8 protein-coding genes are annotated in these 16097 nt (G+C 64.6%); 6 read left to right on the top strand and 2 right to left on the bottom strand.

Annotation, left to right across the window (positions count from 1 at the left end; translation table 11 throughout):
• Both JF781_RS13340 and JF781_RS13335 read right to left on the bottom strand, forming a co-directional pair.
• On the bottom strand, positions 1-5973 hold a 5973-nt coding region (locus JF781_RS13340; RefSeq protein ID WP_225341175.1), incomplete at its 3' end, for a non-ribosomal peptide synthetase.
• A gap of 43 nt (positions 5974-6016) precedes the next feature.
• Positions 6017-6247 (bottom strand): MbtH family protein, encoded by a 231-nt coding sequence (locus tag JF781_RS13335; protein ID WP_003877688.1) that lies wholly within the window; start codon positions 6245-6247, stop codon positions 6017-6019.
• 867 nt (positions 6248-7114) lie between these two features.
• Between JF781_RS13335 and JF781_RS13330 the strand changes: the two genes are divergently transcribed.
• The 6 genes from JF781_RS13330 (at position 7115) to JF781_RS13305 (ending at position 16094) form a co-directional block, all read left to right on the top strand.
• Positions 7115-7534 (top strand): MmpS family protein, encoded by a 420-nt coding sequence (locus JF781_RS13330; protein WP_225327603.1) that lies wholly within the window; start codon positions 7115-7117, stop codon positions 7532-7534.
• Positions 7531-10425, top strand: coding sequence for an RND family transporter (locus tag JF781_RS13325; RefSeq protein WP_225327578.1), 2895 nt, complete (start codon positions 7531-7533; stop codon positions 10423-10425). The genes JF781_RS13330 and JF781_RS13325 overlap by 4 nt, the downstream gene beginning before the upstream one ends.
• Before the next feature lie 89 nt (positions 10426-10514).
• A complete protein-coding gene (locus tag JF781_RS13320) occupies positions 10515-13430 on the top strand; it encodes an RND family transporter (protein WP_225327577.1) in 2916 nt (971 codons plus the stop codon).
• Between the two features lie 188 nt (positions 13431-13618).
• Positions 13619-14566, top strand: coding sequence for a daunorubicin resistance protein DrrA family ABC transporter ATP-binding protein (locus tag JF781_RS13315; protein ID WP_041321021.1), 948 nt, complete (start codon positions 13619-13621; stop codon positions 14564-14566).
• Positions 14563-15303: an ABC transporter permease gene (locus JF781_RS13310; RefSeq protein WP_225327576.1), complete on the top strand. Its 741-nt coding sequence runs from the start codon at positions 14563-14565 to the stop codon at positions 15301-15303. Before JF781_RS13315 ends, JF781_RS13310 begins: the two co-directional genes overlap by 4 nt.
• Positions 15303-16094 carry an ABC transporter permease gene (locus JF781_RS13305; RefSeq protein WP_225327575.1) on the top strand — a complete coding sequence of 264 codons (792 nt, stop codon included), beginning with the start codon at positions 15303-15305 and terminating at the stop codon, positions 16092-16094. Before JF781_RS13310 ends, JF781_RS13305 begins: the two co-directional genes overlap by 1 nt.
• The last annotated feature ends 3 nt before the right edge of the window (positions 16095-16097 follow it).

Raw genomic sequence — 16097 nt, 5'->3', positions numbered from 1 at the left:
TTGCCCAACGAGCAAGTGCGCCAACCGGTTTGCCGTCTCTTCGACCTCGCGGTAGGTGAACGAGCGCTCGCCGCAGGTGATCGCGACCGCGTCGGCGGCGCGGGCGACCTGCGCGGCGAACAGCGCCGGAATCGACTCCTGCCCGGTGGGCCGCTGGGCCAGCACGGCCCGGTTTCCCCACTCGTCGAGCCGTTCGTGCTCGGCTGGGTCGAGCAGATCGATCGACGAAAGCCGTTGCGCGGGATCGGCGGTCATGGCCGCCATCACGTGGCGCAGCCGCTCGATCAACGTCTCGATGGCGGTCGCCTCGAAGACCTCCGTGTCGTACTCGACGCGCAGGCTCAGTTCGTGACCCGGCGTCGCGACCACGGACAGCGGGTAGTGGTTGAATTCGCGGCTGCTGAACTCGGTGACGGCCAGCTCCTGGACACCCAGCAGCGCGCCCGCGTCGATCGGGTAGTTCTCGTAGAGGAACAGCGTGTCGAACAGCTGGTCGTGCCCGGTGACGCGGTGAATCTCGTTGAGCGCCAAGTGTTCATGCTCGAGGGTGTCGGCGTGGGCGCGTTGCAGCTGCTCGAGCAGGTCGACGACGGTGGTCGCGGCGGCGACGTTCGCCCGGACCGGCACGGTGTTGATCAGCAACCCGACCATGGCATCCGCGCCGGCCAACTCGGTGGGCCGGCCCGACACCGCGGTGCCGAAGGCGACGTCGTGCTGTCCGGTCATCCAGGTCAGCAGCTGCGCCCACGCGCCCTGCAGGACGGTGCTGATGGTGGTGCGGCTGGAGCGGGCCAGCTCCCCGAGGGCGCGCGTGGTGTCGGCCGAAACTGTATAGGTGGCAACGGCGCGCCGCCCGATCTTGCCCGGCGGGGCCACCAGGGTGGGCGCCTCGAATCCGGCCAGCGCCTCGCGCCACGCGGCTTGCGCGGCGCCGTGATCCTGGGCGGCCAACCACATCAGGTAGCTGCGGTACGACGGCGGCGCGGGCAGCCGCTGCCCGTAGTAGCCGGCGAACACCTCGCGCAGCAGGACCGGCAGCGACCAGCCGTCGATCACGATGTGGTGGATGGTGAACAGCAGCCGGTGCCGGTCGTCGGCGATGCGGATCAACGCGGCCCGGAAGGCGGGTTGGCCGGCCAGGTCGCACACGGCGGTGCGTTCCTCGGCGGCCAACTCCTCGAGCTGCTGGTCGACTCGGTCGGTGCCGCCGTCCAATTCGACGTAGCGCCAAGCCATTTCGGGCTCGGCCGGGATGATCTGCACCGGCTCGCCGAATTCGTCGAAGAAGCGGGCCACCAGGTTGGGGTGGCGGTTGACGGCGGTCTGCACGGCCTCGCGCAGCCGCTTCGCGTCCAGGCTGCCGCTCACGGTGATGCCGAGCTGCACCGCGTAGAGGTCTTCGAGCTCGGCCGCGAAGCTGGTGTGGAACAACAACCCCTGCTGCACGGGGCTCAGCGGCAGCACGTCGGCGACCTGGTGCTGGCGGCACAGCTCGTCGATCTGCTTCTGGTCCAGCCGGGCGGGCGCGATGTCGGACGGGGTCAAGCCGCCGCCGCCGGCCCGCACGTGCGCGCAGATGCCGTTCAGGGCCTCAAACCACAACTGGCTCAACCGATTTACTTGCTCGTCGGTCAGCGCCGAGGTCGCCCACCTCCAGTTGGCGTGCAGGAGCGGGCCGGCCTCGGTGTCCATGGTGCCGGCGTTGAGTTCCACCGTGTGCGCCAACGGCATCGCCACCGCCGTTGCCACGGCGGCCGACGACAGGCTGTCCTCGCTGACGCGCCACAGGTCCTCGGAGAGGTCTGCCCCCGCGGCCAATCGGCCCAGGTAGTTGAACCCGATCACGGGGTCGGAGCCCTGCAGGCCGACCTCGCTGTTCAGGTAGCGCAACAGCCCGTAGGTGAGGCCGTCGGGCAGGGAGCGCAGTTGTTCCTTGGCGTCCTTGATCACCGCGCCCAGCGCGGCGTCCCCCGCCGCCACCTTCGACCAGTTCAGCCGGCCGGTAATCGACAGTGCCGCAGGGTATTTGGTGGTGAACCAGCCGACGGTGCGGGATAGATCCACGCGGGAGGCTATCTCTTCGTTGCGCCCGTGGCCTTCGATGTCGATGCCGATCGGCGTCACGGTCCCCACGGACCCCAGGAACTCCGTGAACGCCAGGCCGAACGCGATCAACAGGATGTCCTGCACGCCGGCGTGGAACGCCGCGGGCACCTCCCCCAGCAGCAGGCGGGTCGTCTCGACGTCGAGCGACGCCGACAATTGTCCGGCGTTCGCGTAGGTGTCCTCCGCCCCGGGGGCCGGCAACGCCGCCGGGGTGGCGGCGACCTCCCGCCACGCGTCGGCCTGCTCGAGGACCGCCGGATCCTTCGCGTGCTCGGCCAGCAGCGACGACCACCGGGCGAACGAGGTTCCGGGCGCCTGCAACGCCACCGGTTGGGCGTTGTGATGCTGGACCCAGGCGATGTTGAGGTCCTCGATCAGGGTCCGCCACGACACACCGTCGACGGCCAGGTGGTGGATAATCAACGCCAATTGGTTTGTCGCACTTGCCCATACCGCGCTCAGCATGATCCCGTCGGCCACGTTGAGCCGGGAGCGGGCCTCGACGAGCTCCGCGTCGGAGAGCGCGTCGACCGTGCGCAGGCAGTCGCCGGCCTGCACCGAGCCGGCCTCGGGCGCCTCGAGCGACCAGCCGCCGGAGCCGTCGTCCTGCACGCGCAGCCGCAGCATGGGATGGCGATCCAGCAAGGCCTGCAGCACCACCGCCACGTCGTCGGCGCTCACCCCGGCGGGCGCCGCCAACACCATGGCCTGGTTGAACTCGTCGATCGGGCCGTCGATGGTCTGCAGCCACCGCATGATCGGGGTGGCCACCACCGGGCCGATCCCCTCGTCGGCCGCGCCGAGCTCGCCGTCGACGGCCACCTCGGACACCCGCGCCAGCCGGGCCACCGTCTGCTCGACGAAGACATCCCGCGGGCGGCAGATCACGCCGGCCGCCCGGGCCCGGGACACCACCTGCATCGACAGGATGCTGTCGCCGCCCAGGTCGAAGAACGAGTCGTCCACACCGACGCGCTCCACCCCGAGCACCTGGGCGTAGATGTCGGCCAGGATCTCCTCGATCGCGTCGGCCGGAGCGCGGTACTCGCTCGCGGTGTATTCCGGCGACGGCAGGGCGCGCTTGTCGAGTTTCCCGTTGCCGGTCAACGGCAGGGCGTCGAGCACCATCACCGCGGTCGGCACCATGTAGGGCGGAAGCTTTTCGGCCAGCTGGGCGCGCAGCGCCGCGGGGTCGGCGGTGCCGGTGATGTAGCCGACGAGGCGCTTGTCGCCGGGGCGGTCCTCGCGGGCGACCACGGCGGCCTGGTCCACTCCGTCGAGGCCGGCCAAAACCGCTTGGATCTCGCCGAGTTCGATGCGGTAGCCGCGGATCTTGACCTGCTCGTCGACGCGGCCCAGGTACTGCAGCTGCCCGTCGGGACCCCAGCACACCAGGTCACCGGTGCGGTACATGCGTGCCCCCGGCCCGCCGAAGGGGTTGGCCACAAACCGCGAGGCCGTCAGGCCGGCCCGGCGCACGTAGCCGTGCCCGACGCCCCGACCCGCCAGGTACAACTCGCCGACCACGCCGGCGGGCACGGGCTGCAGCCACTTGTCGAGCACGAACATCGCCGCCCCGGCTATCGGGGAGCCGATCGGCACCACCGGGGAGCCCGGCGTCAGCGGTGTGCTGATCGACGCGCAGACCGTGGTTTCGGTCGGGCCGTAGGCATCGATCATCACCCGCCCGGGCGCCGCCCACCGGTCGACGACGTCGGTCGGGCAGGCCTCGCCTGCCACCACCAACGCCGTGGACTCCAGGTCCTCGGCCGGCAGCATCGCCACCGCCGACGGGGTCTGGGTCAGGACGCTGACTTTCTCCGCGACCAGCAGGTCGTGGAAGTCCTGCGGGGAGGACGCCACCGATTCGGGCACCACCAGCAGCCGCCTGCCCCGCAGCAGCGCGCCGAAGATCTCCCACACCGAGAAGTCGAAGGACGAGGAATGGCTTTGCGTCCAGACATTTCCGGGCGGCAGGGCGGCGTCGAGCGACTCGGTCAGCCACGTGACGTTGAGATGCGGGATCGCCACGCCCTTGGGGGTTCCGGTGGTTCCGGACGTGTAGATGATGTAGGCGACGTTCTCGGGGGCCGGGTTCGGCAGCGCGGTGTCGGGTTGGGCGTCTATCTCGGGATCGTGCACATCGACGACGAAAACGTCATGGCCGTCCAGTCGCGGGCGCAGGTCCGCCGTGGTGATCACCGCGCTGGGTGCAGCGTCGGTGAGGACGAAGTCCATCCGCGACGACGCATGCGCGGGGTCGATCGGCACGTAGGCCGCCCCGGTCTTGAGCACCGCGAGCATCGAGACGATGGCGTCCGCGCAGCGGGGGAACATCACCGCCACGCAGTCGCCGGGGCCCACGCCGTGGCCGGCGAGCAAGTGCCCCAACCGGTTCGACGCCTCGTCGAGCTCCGCGTAGGTCAGCGAGTGGTCGCCGAAGGTCACGGCTAGCGCGTCGGGCGCGGCCTGCACGTGTTCGGCGAACGCGGCCGGGATCGACACCGGGGCGGGCGCGGGCTCGGCCAACGCCGGCCGGTTGCTCCACTGGTCGATGAGCGCAGGCTCGTCGGGGGTCAGCAGGTCGATCGACGACAGCGGCCGCTCCGGGTCGGCGGTCATGGCCGCCAGGATCTGCTGCAGCCGGCCCGCCAGGTCGGCGACGCCGAAGCTTGCGAACGGTTGACCGGGGCCCGCGGTGCTGAGGAAGAGCTGGTCTCCGGCGCCGAGGAAGAACAGGCCGAAGTGCCCGACCGGGCCGTGGTTCGTGTACGACGCCGTCGCCGGGGAGCCGGCCAGGTCCAGGGTCAGCCGGGACGGGATGAAGTTGATGCCGACGCGGTTCGGCGCCTGGCGCAGCCCGTCGCCCTCGAGGGTGTGCACCGGGAAGCGCTGGTGCTGCAGCAGTTCGCGGATCCGCTTGTCCACGTGCTTGCAGAAGTCGGCGACCGTCGTTGTCGGCTCCGTCGCCAGCACCAGCGGCACGACACCGGCCAGCATCGCGGGAAGCGTCTTCGACTCCGGGCGCACGCGCCGGCTGACCGGGAAGTCGAGCGCCACCTCCGAGCCGCTGCCCGACCATCCGCGCACCAGCAGGGCGCAAGCGGCGGTGGTGACCGAAAACCGGCGGATGGCCAGCTTTTTGGACAGCTCCTTGATCCGGTTGGCGACGGACGGGTCCAACTGGACCGACGCGGACGGCGAGTAGTGGTCCTGCTCGCCCGCGGTGTCGGGCAGCCGATCGACGGGTCCGCTCTCCGGCGGAAGGTGCTCGCTCCAGTAGGCCTTGTCTTGGAGGTAGTCCTCGGAAGCCTCGTACTCGGACTCGAGGTCGACCAGGTCCTGCGCCGAACCGAAGTAGGCGTCGGGAATTGGTTTTCCCGCCACCATCGCGGAATAGATAGTCGCCACCCGGCGGCACACCAAGGCCATGCCCAGACCGTCGATGGCAATGTGGTGGCAGCAACCAAACAAATAGAATTCCTCGTGCCCAGTTTGAAATAGCACGAATTTGAACATTTGGCCGTTCAACGGCATCGGCGTGCGCTGGATGGAGGAAGACATTTCGCGGGCTTCCTGCACCGGATCCGCCGCGCTCGTCAGGTCGTGAAACTCGAGTTCGACGTGGGGGTAGTCGATCGGCTTCTGGACGACTTGGCCGTCGACCTCGAAGAACGAGACCCTGCCCGGTTCGGCCTCGCTGACGGCTTGGGTGAGTGCCTGCTGGAAGGCGTCCCGATGGACGGGGCCGTCGATTTTGACCAGGAGACCGAGCTGCCACTGGGTGCCGGCGAAGCCTGCTTCTTGGGATAGCCAGATATCAAGCTGCCCGCGTGTTAATGGCAGCGTCCGATCATCCCTCGCCATCGACTCCCCCAAGTCTCCACCACCCGCCCCATACCCCGGCTGGCTACTGGTCAAAACCCCGACCCGTTGCGAGCTTGTCCCGCAGGCTCTTCGGCCTGATGTCGGGCCAATGCTGCTCGATGTATTCCAAACACGCAGCTCGATCGGCTTCCCCGTGTACCACTCGCCAGCCCGCTGGAACATCGGCGAAGGCCGGCCACAAGCTGTGTTGCTCTTCGTCGTTCACCAGGACGAAAAAGCTGCCGTTGTCGTCGTCGAATGGATTGATGCTCACAATTCTCCAGATACATAGTGGACATGAGTGGAACAGCTCCAAACCATAGTGGAGGGCAACACTGCCCGTCGGCGGTTTGGGGAAAGTTCCTGGTGTGACCTGGAAGGCTCTTGGCGCCATCGAATGATTGGTGTGCGGAGGGCCCCGATGCCCCTGAATTCGCAGCAGTGACCTGCATCAATGGCGTTGATTGCGAAATATCGCTATTGGGGCAGGCACGTCCTTCAGGCCGATGAAGTTATTGTGCTTGTCGTCTCACATCCTAGCCGAACGCGTGAGGGGGCGAAAATCACCCGGAGGCGAACCCGCCGGCTCCCGGCGGGGCGCGTTTGAACCCTCCCGGCCGGTGACACGTGATGACTGCTGTGCTTAGGTGGGTGCGCGGCGTTGCCGACCGCTGTGCGGGACGGATAGGTCAGCAAAATGCCGTTTACGCAGGTGGTATCCATTACGATCCCGTATCGCGTTGGCAAAGCACTGATACGGAAGCGACAGGCGTGGTTTACTCATCAAGACCTGGTCGCGCTCCCCGGGGGCGGGGCTCGCATGAGGTGACAGAGGCACGACTGGTCGGCGACGTGCACCGCATTCGAGGCGCCGCAGTCTGGCGTGTTGCTACCGGTCTGTAGTTGCATGTTCGGGGGCGAAGCCCGCACGGACATGAAGACGGCTGAAGGGGGTGCAGTGGTCGACTCCGATGTGCGGGCCCGGCCCGACAACACCATCGCGGAAGGACGAGAAATTAGCCAACCGTCTGGCCGGCGACGCGGTTTCTTGGGCTTTGCTCGCCGATCTTCGCCCGAACCCACGCAGCAAACTGGCCGCCTACCGAATCGTCCCCAAAAGGGCGCCGCGATATTCGGTTTTCTGAAGCGGCTGTGGATTCCGCTGGTGATCGTGGCCGTCGTCATTGCCGGGGGCATGACCGTTTCGCGGCTGCACGGCGTTTTCGGTTCCGAGCGCCGCCCCTCGTACGCCGAATCACGGCAACAGGACACCAAACCCTTCAACCCCAAGCACGTGAAATACGAAGTCTTCGGGCCGGCGGGGACGACGGCCGACATCAGCTACTTTGACGCCAACGGCGAGCCGAACCACATCACCGGCATCGCGCTGCCGTGGACGTTCGACATCTCGACGACGTTGCCGTCAATCGTGGGAAACGTAGTGGCGCAGGGCAATAGCGACACTCTTGGCTGCCGCATCGTGGTAGACGGCGTTGTCAAGACCGAGAGGATCTCGCACCAATTGAACGCGTTCACCTACTGCGTGCTGACGGCGACATGAGTACCGAGCAATTGGAGACCCAGCGGCCTGCCGCGCGATCACGGGTGGCGCGGATCATCCACCGCTTGTCGGTGCCCATCATCTTGGGTTGGCTCGGCATCGCCGTCCTCATCAGCGTCGCCGTCCCCTCGCTGGAAAAGGTTTCGGCCGAGCATGCGGTGTCGCTAAGTCCTTTGGGCGCACCGTCGTTCAAGGCGATGGAACGCCTGGGCGAGGATTTCAAGGAAACCAACACCGGCGCCATGGCCATGGTCCTGCTGGAGGGCCAACAGCAACTGGGCGACGACGCGCACAAGTATTACGACCGCTTGGTTCGCCAGTTGGAGGCCGACCGCACGCACGTGCAGCATGTCCAGGACTTCTGGGGCGATCCGCTTACCCGCGGCGCCGCGCAAAGCCAGGACGGCAAAGCCGCATACGTTCAGGTGAACCTGAACGGAAACGCGGGCGCGGCCGCGGGCGACGAATCTGTGGCCGCAGTGAGAAAGATCGTGCAGGAGGCTTCTCCCCCGCCCGGGCTCAAGGTCTATGTCACCGGACCCGCGGCCATCGTCGCGGACATGAACAGCGCCGGCGCGAAGACGGTCATGCTGGTGACTTTGGCCAGCCTTTGCGTGATTTTCCTGACGTTGCTGATCGTTTATCGATCGATTGTCACCGTCATCCTTCTGTTGCTCATCGTCGGTCTGGAATTGCAGATCGCGCGCGGAATGGTCGCGCTTCTCGGCCATCTCGGGCTGGTCGGCCTTACCACTTTTGCCGTCAACTTGCTGGTCGCCGCCGTCATCGCGACGGGAACCGACTACGGCATTTTCTTCGTCGGCCGATATCAAGAGGCTCGGCAGGCCGGTGAAAGTCGCGAAGACGCCTTTTACACCACTTTCGCTGGGGTCGCGAAGGTTGTGTTGGCCTCCGGCTTGACCATTGCCGGCGCGGTGCTCTGCCTCAGCTTCACCCGTCTCCCGTTTTTCCAACCGCTCGGTATCCCGTGCGCGGTCGGCATAGCGGTTGCGGTGCTGATTGCGCTGACGCTGGGGCCGGCGCTGCTGGCCGCCGGAGCCCGGTTCGGCCTGTTCGAGCCTCGGCGGGCGATCTCGGCCCGCCGGTGGCGACGGATCGGTACGGCCATCGTCCGGTGGCCGGCGCCCATTCTGGTTGCCTCGTTGGCCATTGCACTGATCGGCCTGTTGGCCCTACCGAATTACCACCCCAGTTATGACGACCAGAAATTCATTCCGCAAAGCATTCCCGCCAATGTGGGGTACGCGGCGGCGGCGCGGCACTTTCCGGGCCAGCGGATGCAAATGCCCGAGATTCTGTTGGTCGAGACCGATCATGATTTGCGTAATCCGACCGATATGTTGGTGATCAACAAAGTTGCCAAGGCCGTGCTCGGGGTTCCGGGGATTGCCACGGTGCAGACCGTCACCCGTCCCGAAGGTGTTCCCCTGCAACACACCACGATTCCGTGGATCATCAGCATGGGTCAGGCCAGCCAGATGCAGAACATGGCCTTCCAAAAAGACCGCATGAACGACATGCTCGTCCAGGCCGAAGAGCTCGGGAAAATGATCGGCATCATGCAGCACATGCTGGGCCTGATGAAGGAACTCGTCGCCACGACCCACCACATGGTCCAGACGACGCATGAAATGCAGGACATCACGTCGGAGCTGCGGGATCGTGTTTCGGATTTCGAGGATTTCTTCCGGCCGATTCGCAGCTATTTCTACTGGGAAAAACACTGCTACGACATTCCGATTTGTTACTCCCTGAGGTCCATCTTCGATGCGCTCGACGGCGTTGACGAGATCAGCGACAAATTGGGCGAGATGGTGAAAAACCTCGACCAGCTGGACATGATCCTTCCGCAACTGGTCATGCAGATCCCGCCCATGATCGAAACCATGTCGGGCATGCGCAACATGATGCTGACCATGCACAGCACCATGTCCGGGGTGATGGGCCAGATGGATTCGAGCGCCAAGGATCCGAGTGTCATGGGACAGGCGTTCGATGCCTCCAGAAACGACGATTCCTTCTACCTGCCGCCGGGGATCATCAACGGCTCCGACGCCTTCAAGCGGGTCGAGAAGGTGTTCATGTCGCCGGACGGGAAGGACTTCCGCCTGCTCATCTCGCAGCGGGGTGACCCGGCGACACCCGAGGGCCTCTCGCGGGTGGAGCAGATCAAGACGGCGGCCGAAGAATCGCTCAAGGGAACGCCCCTCGAAAACGCCAAGATCTATCTCACCGGCACGGCGGCGATCACCAAAGATTTGGTGGACGGATCCAAGTTCGACCTCCTGATCGCCGGCGTCTCCGCGATCTGCCTCATCTTCATCATCATGCTGATCATGACGCGAAGTTTTATTGCCGCCATGGTGATCGTCGGCACGGTTTTGCTATCCCTCGGGGCATCCTTCGGGCTGTCCGTGTTGGTCTGGCAGTACCTGCTTGGCATGCAGCTGCACTGGACGGTGCTGTCCACCTCGGTGATCGTGCTGTTGGCGGTCGGCTCCGACTACAACCTGCTACTGGTCTCCCGCATGAAGGAGGAATTGGCCGCCGGAATCCACACCGGAATCATTCGCGCCATGGGCGGCACCGGCAAGGTCGTGACGAACGCCGGCCTGGTGTTCGCATTCACCATGGCCTCGATGGTGGTCAGCGACCTGCGCAGCATCGCCCAATTGGGGACCACCATCGGTTTGGGACTGTTGTTTGACACCTTGGTGGTGCGCGCATTCATGACGCCCTCTGTGGCTGCATTGCTGGGGCGCTGGTTCTGGTGGCCACAGCTGGTACGCCCCCGCCCCGCCAGCACGATGCTGCGTCCCACGGGGCCTCGTCCGTTGGTGCGTTCGTTGCTGCTCAAGCAGTCGCAATAAGTGGCGGCTTTCCACTTCAGGATGGGAACAGCAACCGTGGGGAACATCGTGGCGCAGGGCGATAGCGCCGCAGACACGCTGGGGGCCGCATGACGACCCAAGGGACTCGGCCTCCCCGCATCGCCCGGAACATCCGTCGCTTTGCGGCGCTCATCATCATCGGGTGGGTGGCGCTGACCCTGCTGGTGACCTTCGGCGTCCCGCGGCTCGAGATCGTCGGCCAACAGCATTCGGTGCCGCTGGCCCCTCAGGACGCCCCGGCGGTCCAGGCCATGCAGCGCATGGGCAGGGACTTCAAGGAGTCCGATTCCGACAGCTTCGCGATGCTGGTGATCGAGGGGCAGCAGCAGCTCGGAGACTCTGCGCACGCCTACTACGCCAAATTGGTTCGTGAGCTCAAAAGCGACACCAAGCACATCGAGCACGTGCAGGATTTGTGGGGGGACCGCCTCACCGCGGCGGGCGCCCAAAGTCCCGACGGCAAGGCCGTCTATGTGCAGTTGAATCTGGCGGGCAACCAGGGCACCACCCAGGGTCAGGAATCTGTCGCGGCGATCCGCGACATCATCGAGCGGACGCCGCCGCCTCCCGGAATTCAGGCCTATGTGACCGGCCCGGCGGCGCTGTTTTCCGATATGCAGCTCGCCGGCGACCGATCCATTCTGAAGATGACGATGATCGGCGCCTTGATCATTTTCATCGTGCTGCTTTTCGTGTACCGCTCGGTGATCACCGTGATCCTGTTGCTGCTCACGGTGGGCATCGAAGTCTTTGCCGCGCGCGGTGTCATCGCCTTTATCGCCGACCACAACCTCATCGCACTCTCAACCTTTGCCGTCAACCTGCTGGTGGCACTGGCAATGGCCGCCGGAACCGACTACGCGATCTTCTTCTTCGGCCGCTATCAAGAGGCGCGTCAGGCCGGCGAGGACCGGGAAACCGCGTTCTTCACCACCTATCGCAGCGTCTCCCCCGTGGTTTTGGGCTCCGGTCTGACGATCGCCGGGGCCATGTTGTGCCTGAGCTTCACCCGCATGCCCATCTTCCAAACCATGGGCCTGCCTTGCTCGTTGGGCATGCTGATTTCCGTCCTGATCGCCCTGACCCTGGTTCCGGCGGTGCTGACCGTCGGTGGTGGCGTCGGATTATTCGACCCGACGCGCACGATCGGGTTCGGCCGCTGGCGCCGGATCGGCACGGCGATCGTCCGCTGGCCCGCGCCCATTCTGTGCGCGACGATAGCGATCGCCATCGTCGGCCTGGCCACTTTGCCCGGTTATAAGACGAGCTACAACAACCGGCTGTATATGCCCAACAGCGTTCCCGCCAACGTCGGGTACGCGGCCGCCGATCGTCACTTCAATCAATCGCGGATGATGCCCGAAATCGTGATGATCGAGGCCGATCACGACTTGCGAAACTCGGCGGACTTCCTAGTGCTGCACAGGCTTGCCAAGGCAATCTTCGGGGTTCACGGGATTTCTCGGGTGCAGGGCATCACGCGGCCGGAGGGAACACCGATCCAGCACACGTCGATCCCGTTCCTGCTCAGCATGCAGCAGGCGATGATGAGTCAAGACATCAAATACATGCAGCTGCGTATGGACGACATGCTCGTCCAGGCGGACATGATGGCCAAGCAAATCGAGATCATGAAGCGCATCTATTCATTGCAGAAGCGCATGACGGATATCACGCACGACACGATCGTCAAGACCAAGGAAATGGCCGAAGTCATTTATGAGCTACGCGGCCACATGTCCGACTTCGAGGATTTCTTCCGGCCCTTGCGCAGCTATTTCTACTGGGAAAAGCACTGCTATGACATCCCGATATGCTGGTCGTTGCGACAAATTTTCGAAATTCTCGACGGCGTCGATACGCTCAGCGACAAACTGACGGATCTTCTCAAAGATCTCGACAATATGGACAAGCTGATGCCGCAGCTGCTCGAGCAGTACCCGCCGATGATCGCGATGTCCGAGGATATGCGACAGATGATGCTAACCAATCACAGCACCATGTCCGGGATCATCGGCCAGATGGACAGCAACAACAAGGACGCCGTTGCCATGGGCGAGGCTTTCGACGCCTCCAAAAATGACGACTCGTTCTATCTGCCGCCGGACATCTTCGACAATGCGGACTTCAAGAAAGCGATGAGCCAATTCTTGTCGCCGGACGGAAAGGCCGCCCGCTTCATCATTTCGCACCGCGGTGACCCGGCAACGTCGGAAAGCGTGGCCCGCATCGACAAGATCAGGCAGGCGGCCGAAGAAGCGCTCAAGAACACGCCCCTCGAAAACGCCAAGATCAATATCGCGGGTACCGCGTCGACCTTCAAGGACTTCCGGGACGGTTCGACCTACGACCTCTTGATCGCCGGCGTTGGCGCGCTGTGTCTGATCTTCATCATCATGCTCATCATCACCCGAAGTTTTATCGCCGCCCTTGTCATCGTGGGCACGGTGACCCTTTCGTTGGGCGCCTCCTTCGGGTTGTCGGTCCTAATCTGGCAATACATCTTCGGCATCGAGCTGTACTGGATGGTGCTGCCGATGTCGGTCATCGTCTTGCTGGCTGTCGGGTCGGACTACAACCTGCTGTTGGTGTCCCGCATGAAAGAGGAGATAGCCGCCGGCATCAACACGGGCATCATTCGCGCGATGGGCGGTACCGGAAAGGTCGTGACGAACGCGGGCCTGGTGTTCGCGTTCACCATGGCATCGATGGTGGTCAGCGACTTGCGCATCATCGGTCAGGTCGGTACCACGATCGGCCTGGGCCTGATGTTCGACACCTTGATCGTGCGGTCGTTCATGACTCCTACCATCGCTGCCCTGCTCGGGCGGTGGTTCTGGTGGCCGCTGTTGGTTCGGCCGCGGCCGGCCAGCCTGTTGCTCCGCTCGGTGGGCACGCGCCCGTCGGTGCGCACCCTGCTGCGCGAGGACGACGACGCGGACGCCCCCACGGCCGAGATCCCCATCCCCCGGTCGACCGTCTAATTTGCTCCTCGCGTTTCTCGTTGCCTGGGTGACGTTCTCAGCGAAGCACGTGGTGAGAAAGGTTGGATGCCAATGATTTTGCCCCGCACATTCGGAACTCGCCCGCTGAAAACGGATTTGGATTACATCAGCAGAGCTATCAACCCATACCGCCAACGCGTCGGTACGCACCGTGAAATACTTCTACCGTGAGCCCTTTGGCGATCGAGGTTGTCGGCCTCACAAAGACATTTGGACGCGACATGCTCGCGCTGAATGGCGTGGACTTCTCGGTTCCCGCCGGAACGGTGTGCGGGCTACTCGGCCACAATGGTGCCGGGAAGACCACCACGATCAACATCCTGTCCACGCTGATCCGCCCCAGCTCAGGCCGAGCCAGCGTCGCCGGGCACGACATCGCCCGTGAGCCAGCCGACGTACGGGCCAGCATCGGGATGGCCGGGCAGTTCACCGGACTGGACCCCATGCTTACGGGCCGAGAAAATTTGGTGCTATTCGGCAGGCTGCGCGGGCTGAATCGCCGCCGGGCGAAGACGTGCGCTGACGACCTACTAGAACGGTTCGATCTCGTCGCCGCCGCCGATCGGCGGGTCGCGACTTATTCCGGAGGTATGCGCCGACGCGTAGACCTGGCCAGCGCCCTGGTGGTGCCGCCGAAGGTGCTCTTTCTCGACGAGCCGACCACCGGGCTCGACCCGCGCAGCCGCCGAGACGTATGGGCCCTAGTGAGTTCGTTGACGGTGCAGGGCATGACCGTGCTGCTGACCACCCAGTATCTGGAAGAAGCCGACGTGCTGAGCGACTCGATCGTCGTCATCGATCACGGGCAGGTGATCGCCAGCGGCACCGCCGAGGAGCTCAAGCACGCCGTGGGCACCAGCTACTGTCAGGTGACCCCGACCAATCCCGCCGAGCTGTCCCGGGTCGCGGCGGCCTTGACCGGGCTCGAAGGGATTGAGATCGACAACGACACGAGCTCGGTGTCGGTGTTCGCCCCCGACGGGGTGTCGACTTTGGTCGAGGTGTTTCGCCGGGTCGACGCGCTCGGCCTCGAACTCGCCGACATTTCGCTGCGCAAGCCCTCGCTCGACGAAGCTTTCCTGCACCTCACCGAACGGACCGTCACCCGTTCATGAGCGCTGTGACCGCACTCACAGAACGTTCGTTGAAATCTGCGGCACGTGACGGCGAGATGATCTTCGAGATCCTCTCGCCAGCAGCGTATTTGGTGGGCTTTGGGGTGGCGCTACACGGTTTGATCGACACGGGACACATCAGTTATTCGCAATATCTGCTGCCCGCCGTGGTGGTCCAGTCGATGATCGTCGTTGGGCTGCTAACCGCCGACCGCGCTTCACGCGACCACCTGTGCGGGTTCGGCGAACGGATGCGTACGTTGCCGGTCGCAGCTGCGGCGACGGTGACTGCCCGCGTGACTGCCACCCTGATGCGGGGAATGCTCGCCCTGGTGGTGGCGATGGTTGCCGGATACGTATTCGGTTTTCGCATGACCGGTGGATTCGGCTACGCGATAGCGTTCCTGGTCATAGCCCTGCTGCTGTGCTTGGCCGTGGCGCTCGGTGCCGACGCGCTCGGATCGAGCGCAAACAGTGTCCAGGGTGCCAGTCACCTTCTGTTTGTCCCCCAGCTTCTGCTGTTCATGCTTTCCACCGGACTCGCCCCCGAGAAGACTTTCCCAGATTGGCTGCGCCCGTACGTCCGAAACCAGCCCGTGTCACAGTTCGCCGAAACACTGCGCGGCCTGGCCGGCGGAAAGGTGCTGGGCGGCAACTTGGCTGCCACCCTGGCCTGGTGTGCGGGCATGGTGTTGATCTTTGGCGCGATCGCGCTGCGAATGCAAAGGCGCGGCTAGTGACGCATCACCCCCAGCCACTAGCGTCCCTGCTCATTCAAAGCTGGGTGCATGCCGGTCGGCTACTTCTACGATGGCGGCGTGACCAAGCGGTCTTGATGGGGTCACTGCTCCTCCCTGTCTTCCTACTGTTCGCGTATCAAATTGTGCTGGGCGGCCGGGTGCACGAGGTCACGGGCGTCGAGAGCGTCTACGGCATAGTGCCCATGTGTGCGGTAATATCCGCCCTCTTCGGCTCTCTGGGCAACTCGGTCGGCATCACCACGGACCGCGAGTCGCATCTGCTCAGCCGGATATGGGTGCTGCCGATCCATCGGGCGAGCGCGATCACCGGCTGGGTGCTATCGGAGGTCGTGCGCGCGTTCATCGGCACCATCCTGATTACCGCAATCGGGCTGGCGATGGGGCTGCGCTTCACAAATGGCTGGCCTGCGGCACTGGCTTTCATTCTGGTCCCGTCGATTGTGGTGACGGGGTTCACGGCTGTAGTGATGGCGATGGCGGTACGCAACAATGGCCGCACCGCAATGACGTGGTTACTGGCCATCACGTTCTCGATGGCATTCGTCAATCCGGGCGCCACTCCGATTGGCCTCTTCCCCGACTGGGTTCGGCCAATCATCCGCATGCAACCGATATCGCCGCCTATCGAGACGATGCGGGCGCTAGCCCACGGCGGGCCGATCGCGTGGCCCCTGACGATAACGCTCAGTTGGGCGGTCGTGCTGCTTGCGGTGTTCATCCCGTTAGCTGTGCGTGGCTATCGGCTGGCCGCCGAAGCCAGCGCATAAACG

The sequence above is a fragment of the Mycobacterium sp. WUMAC-067 genome (assembly GCF_020217485.1).
Taxonomy (GTDB): Bacteria; Actinomycetota; Actinomycetes; order Mycobacteriales; family Mycobacteriaceae; genus Mycobacterium.
Note: the sequence above shows the minus strand (reverse complement) of the source record. Positions and strands in the feature narration are given on the sequence as shown.

Coding starts and splice junctions, on each gene's coding strand:
- JF781_RS13325 (WP_225327578.1), top strand. CDS start 7,531: ATGAGTACCGAGCAATTGGAGACCCAGCGGCCTGCCGCGCGATCACGG.
- JF781_RS13320 (WP_225327577.1), top strand. CDS start 10,515: ATGACGACCCAAGGGACTCGGCCTCCCCGCATCGCCCGGAACATCCGT.
- JF781_RS13310 (WP_225327576.1), top strand. CDS start 14,563: ATGAGCGCTGTGACCGCACTCACAGAACGTTCGTTGAAATCTGCGGCA.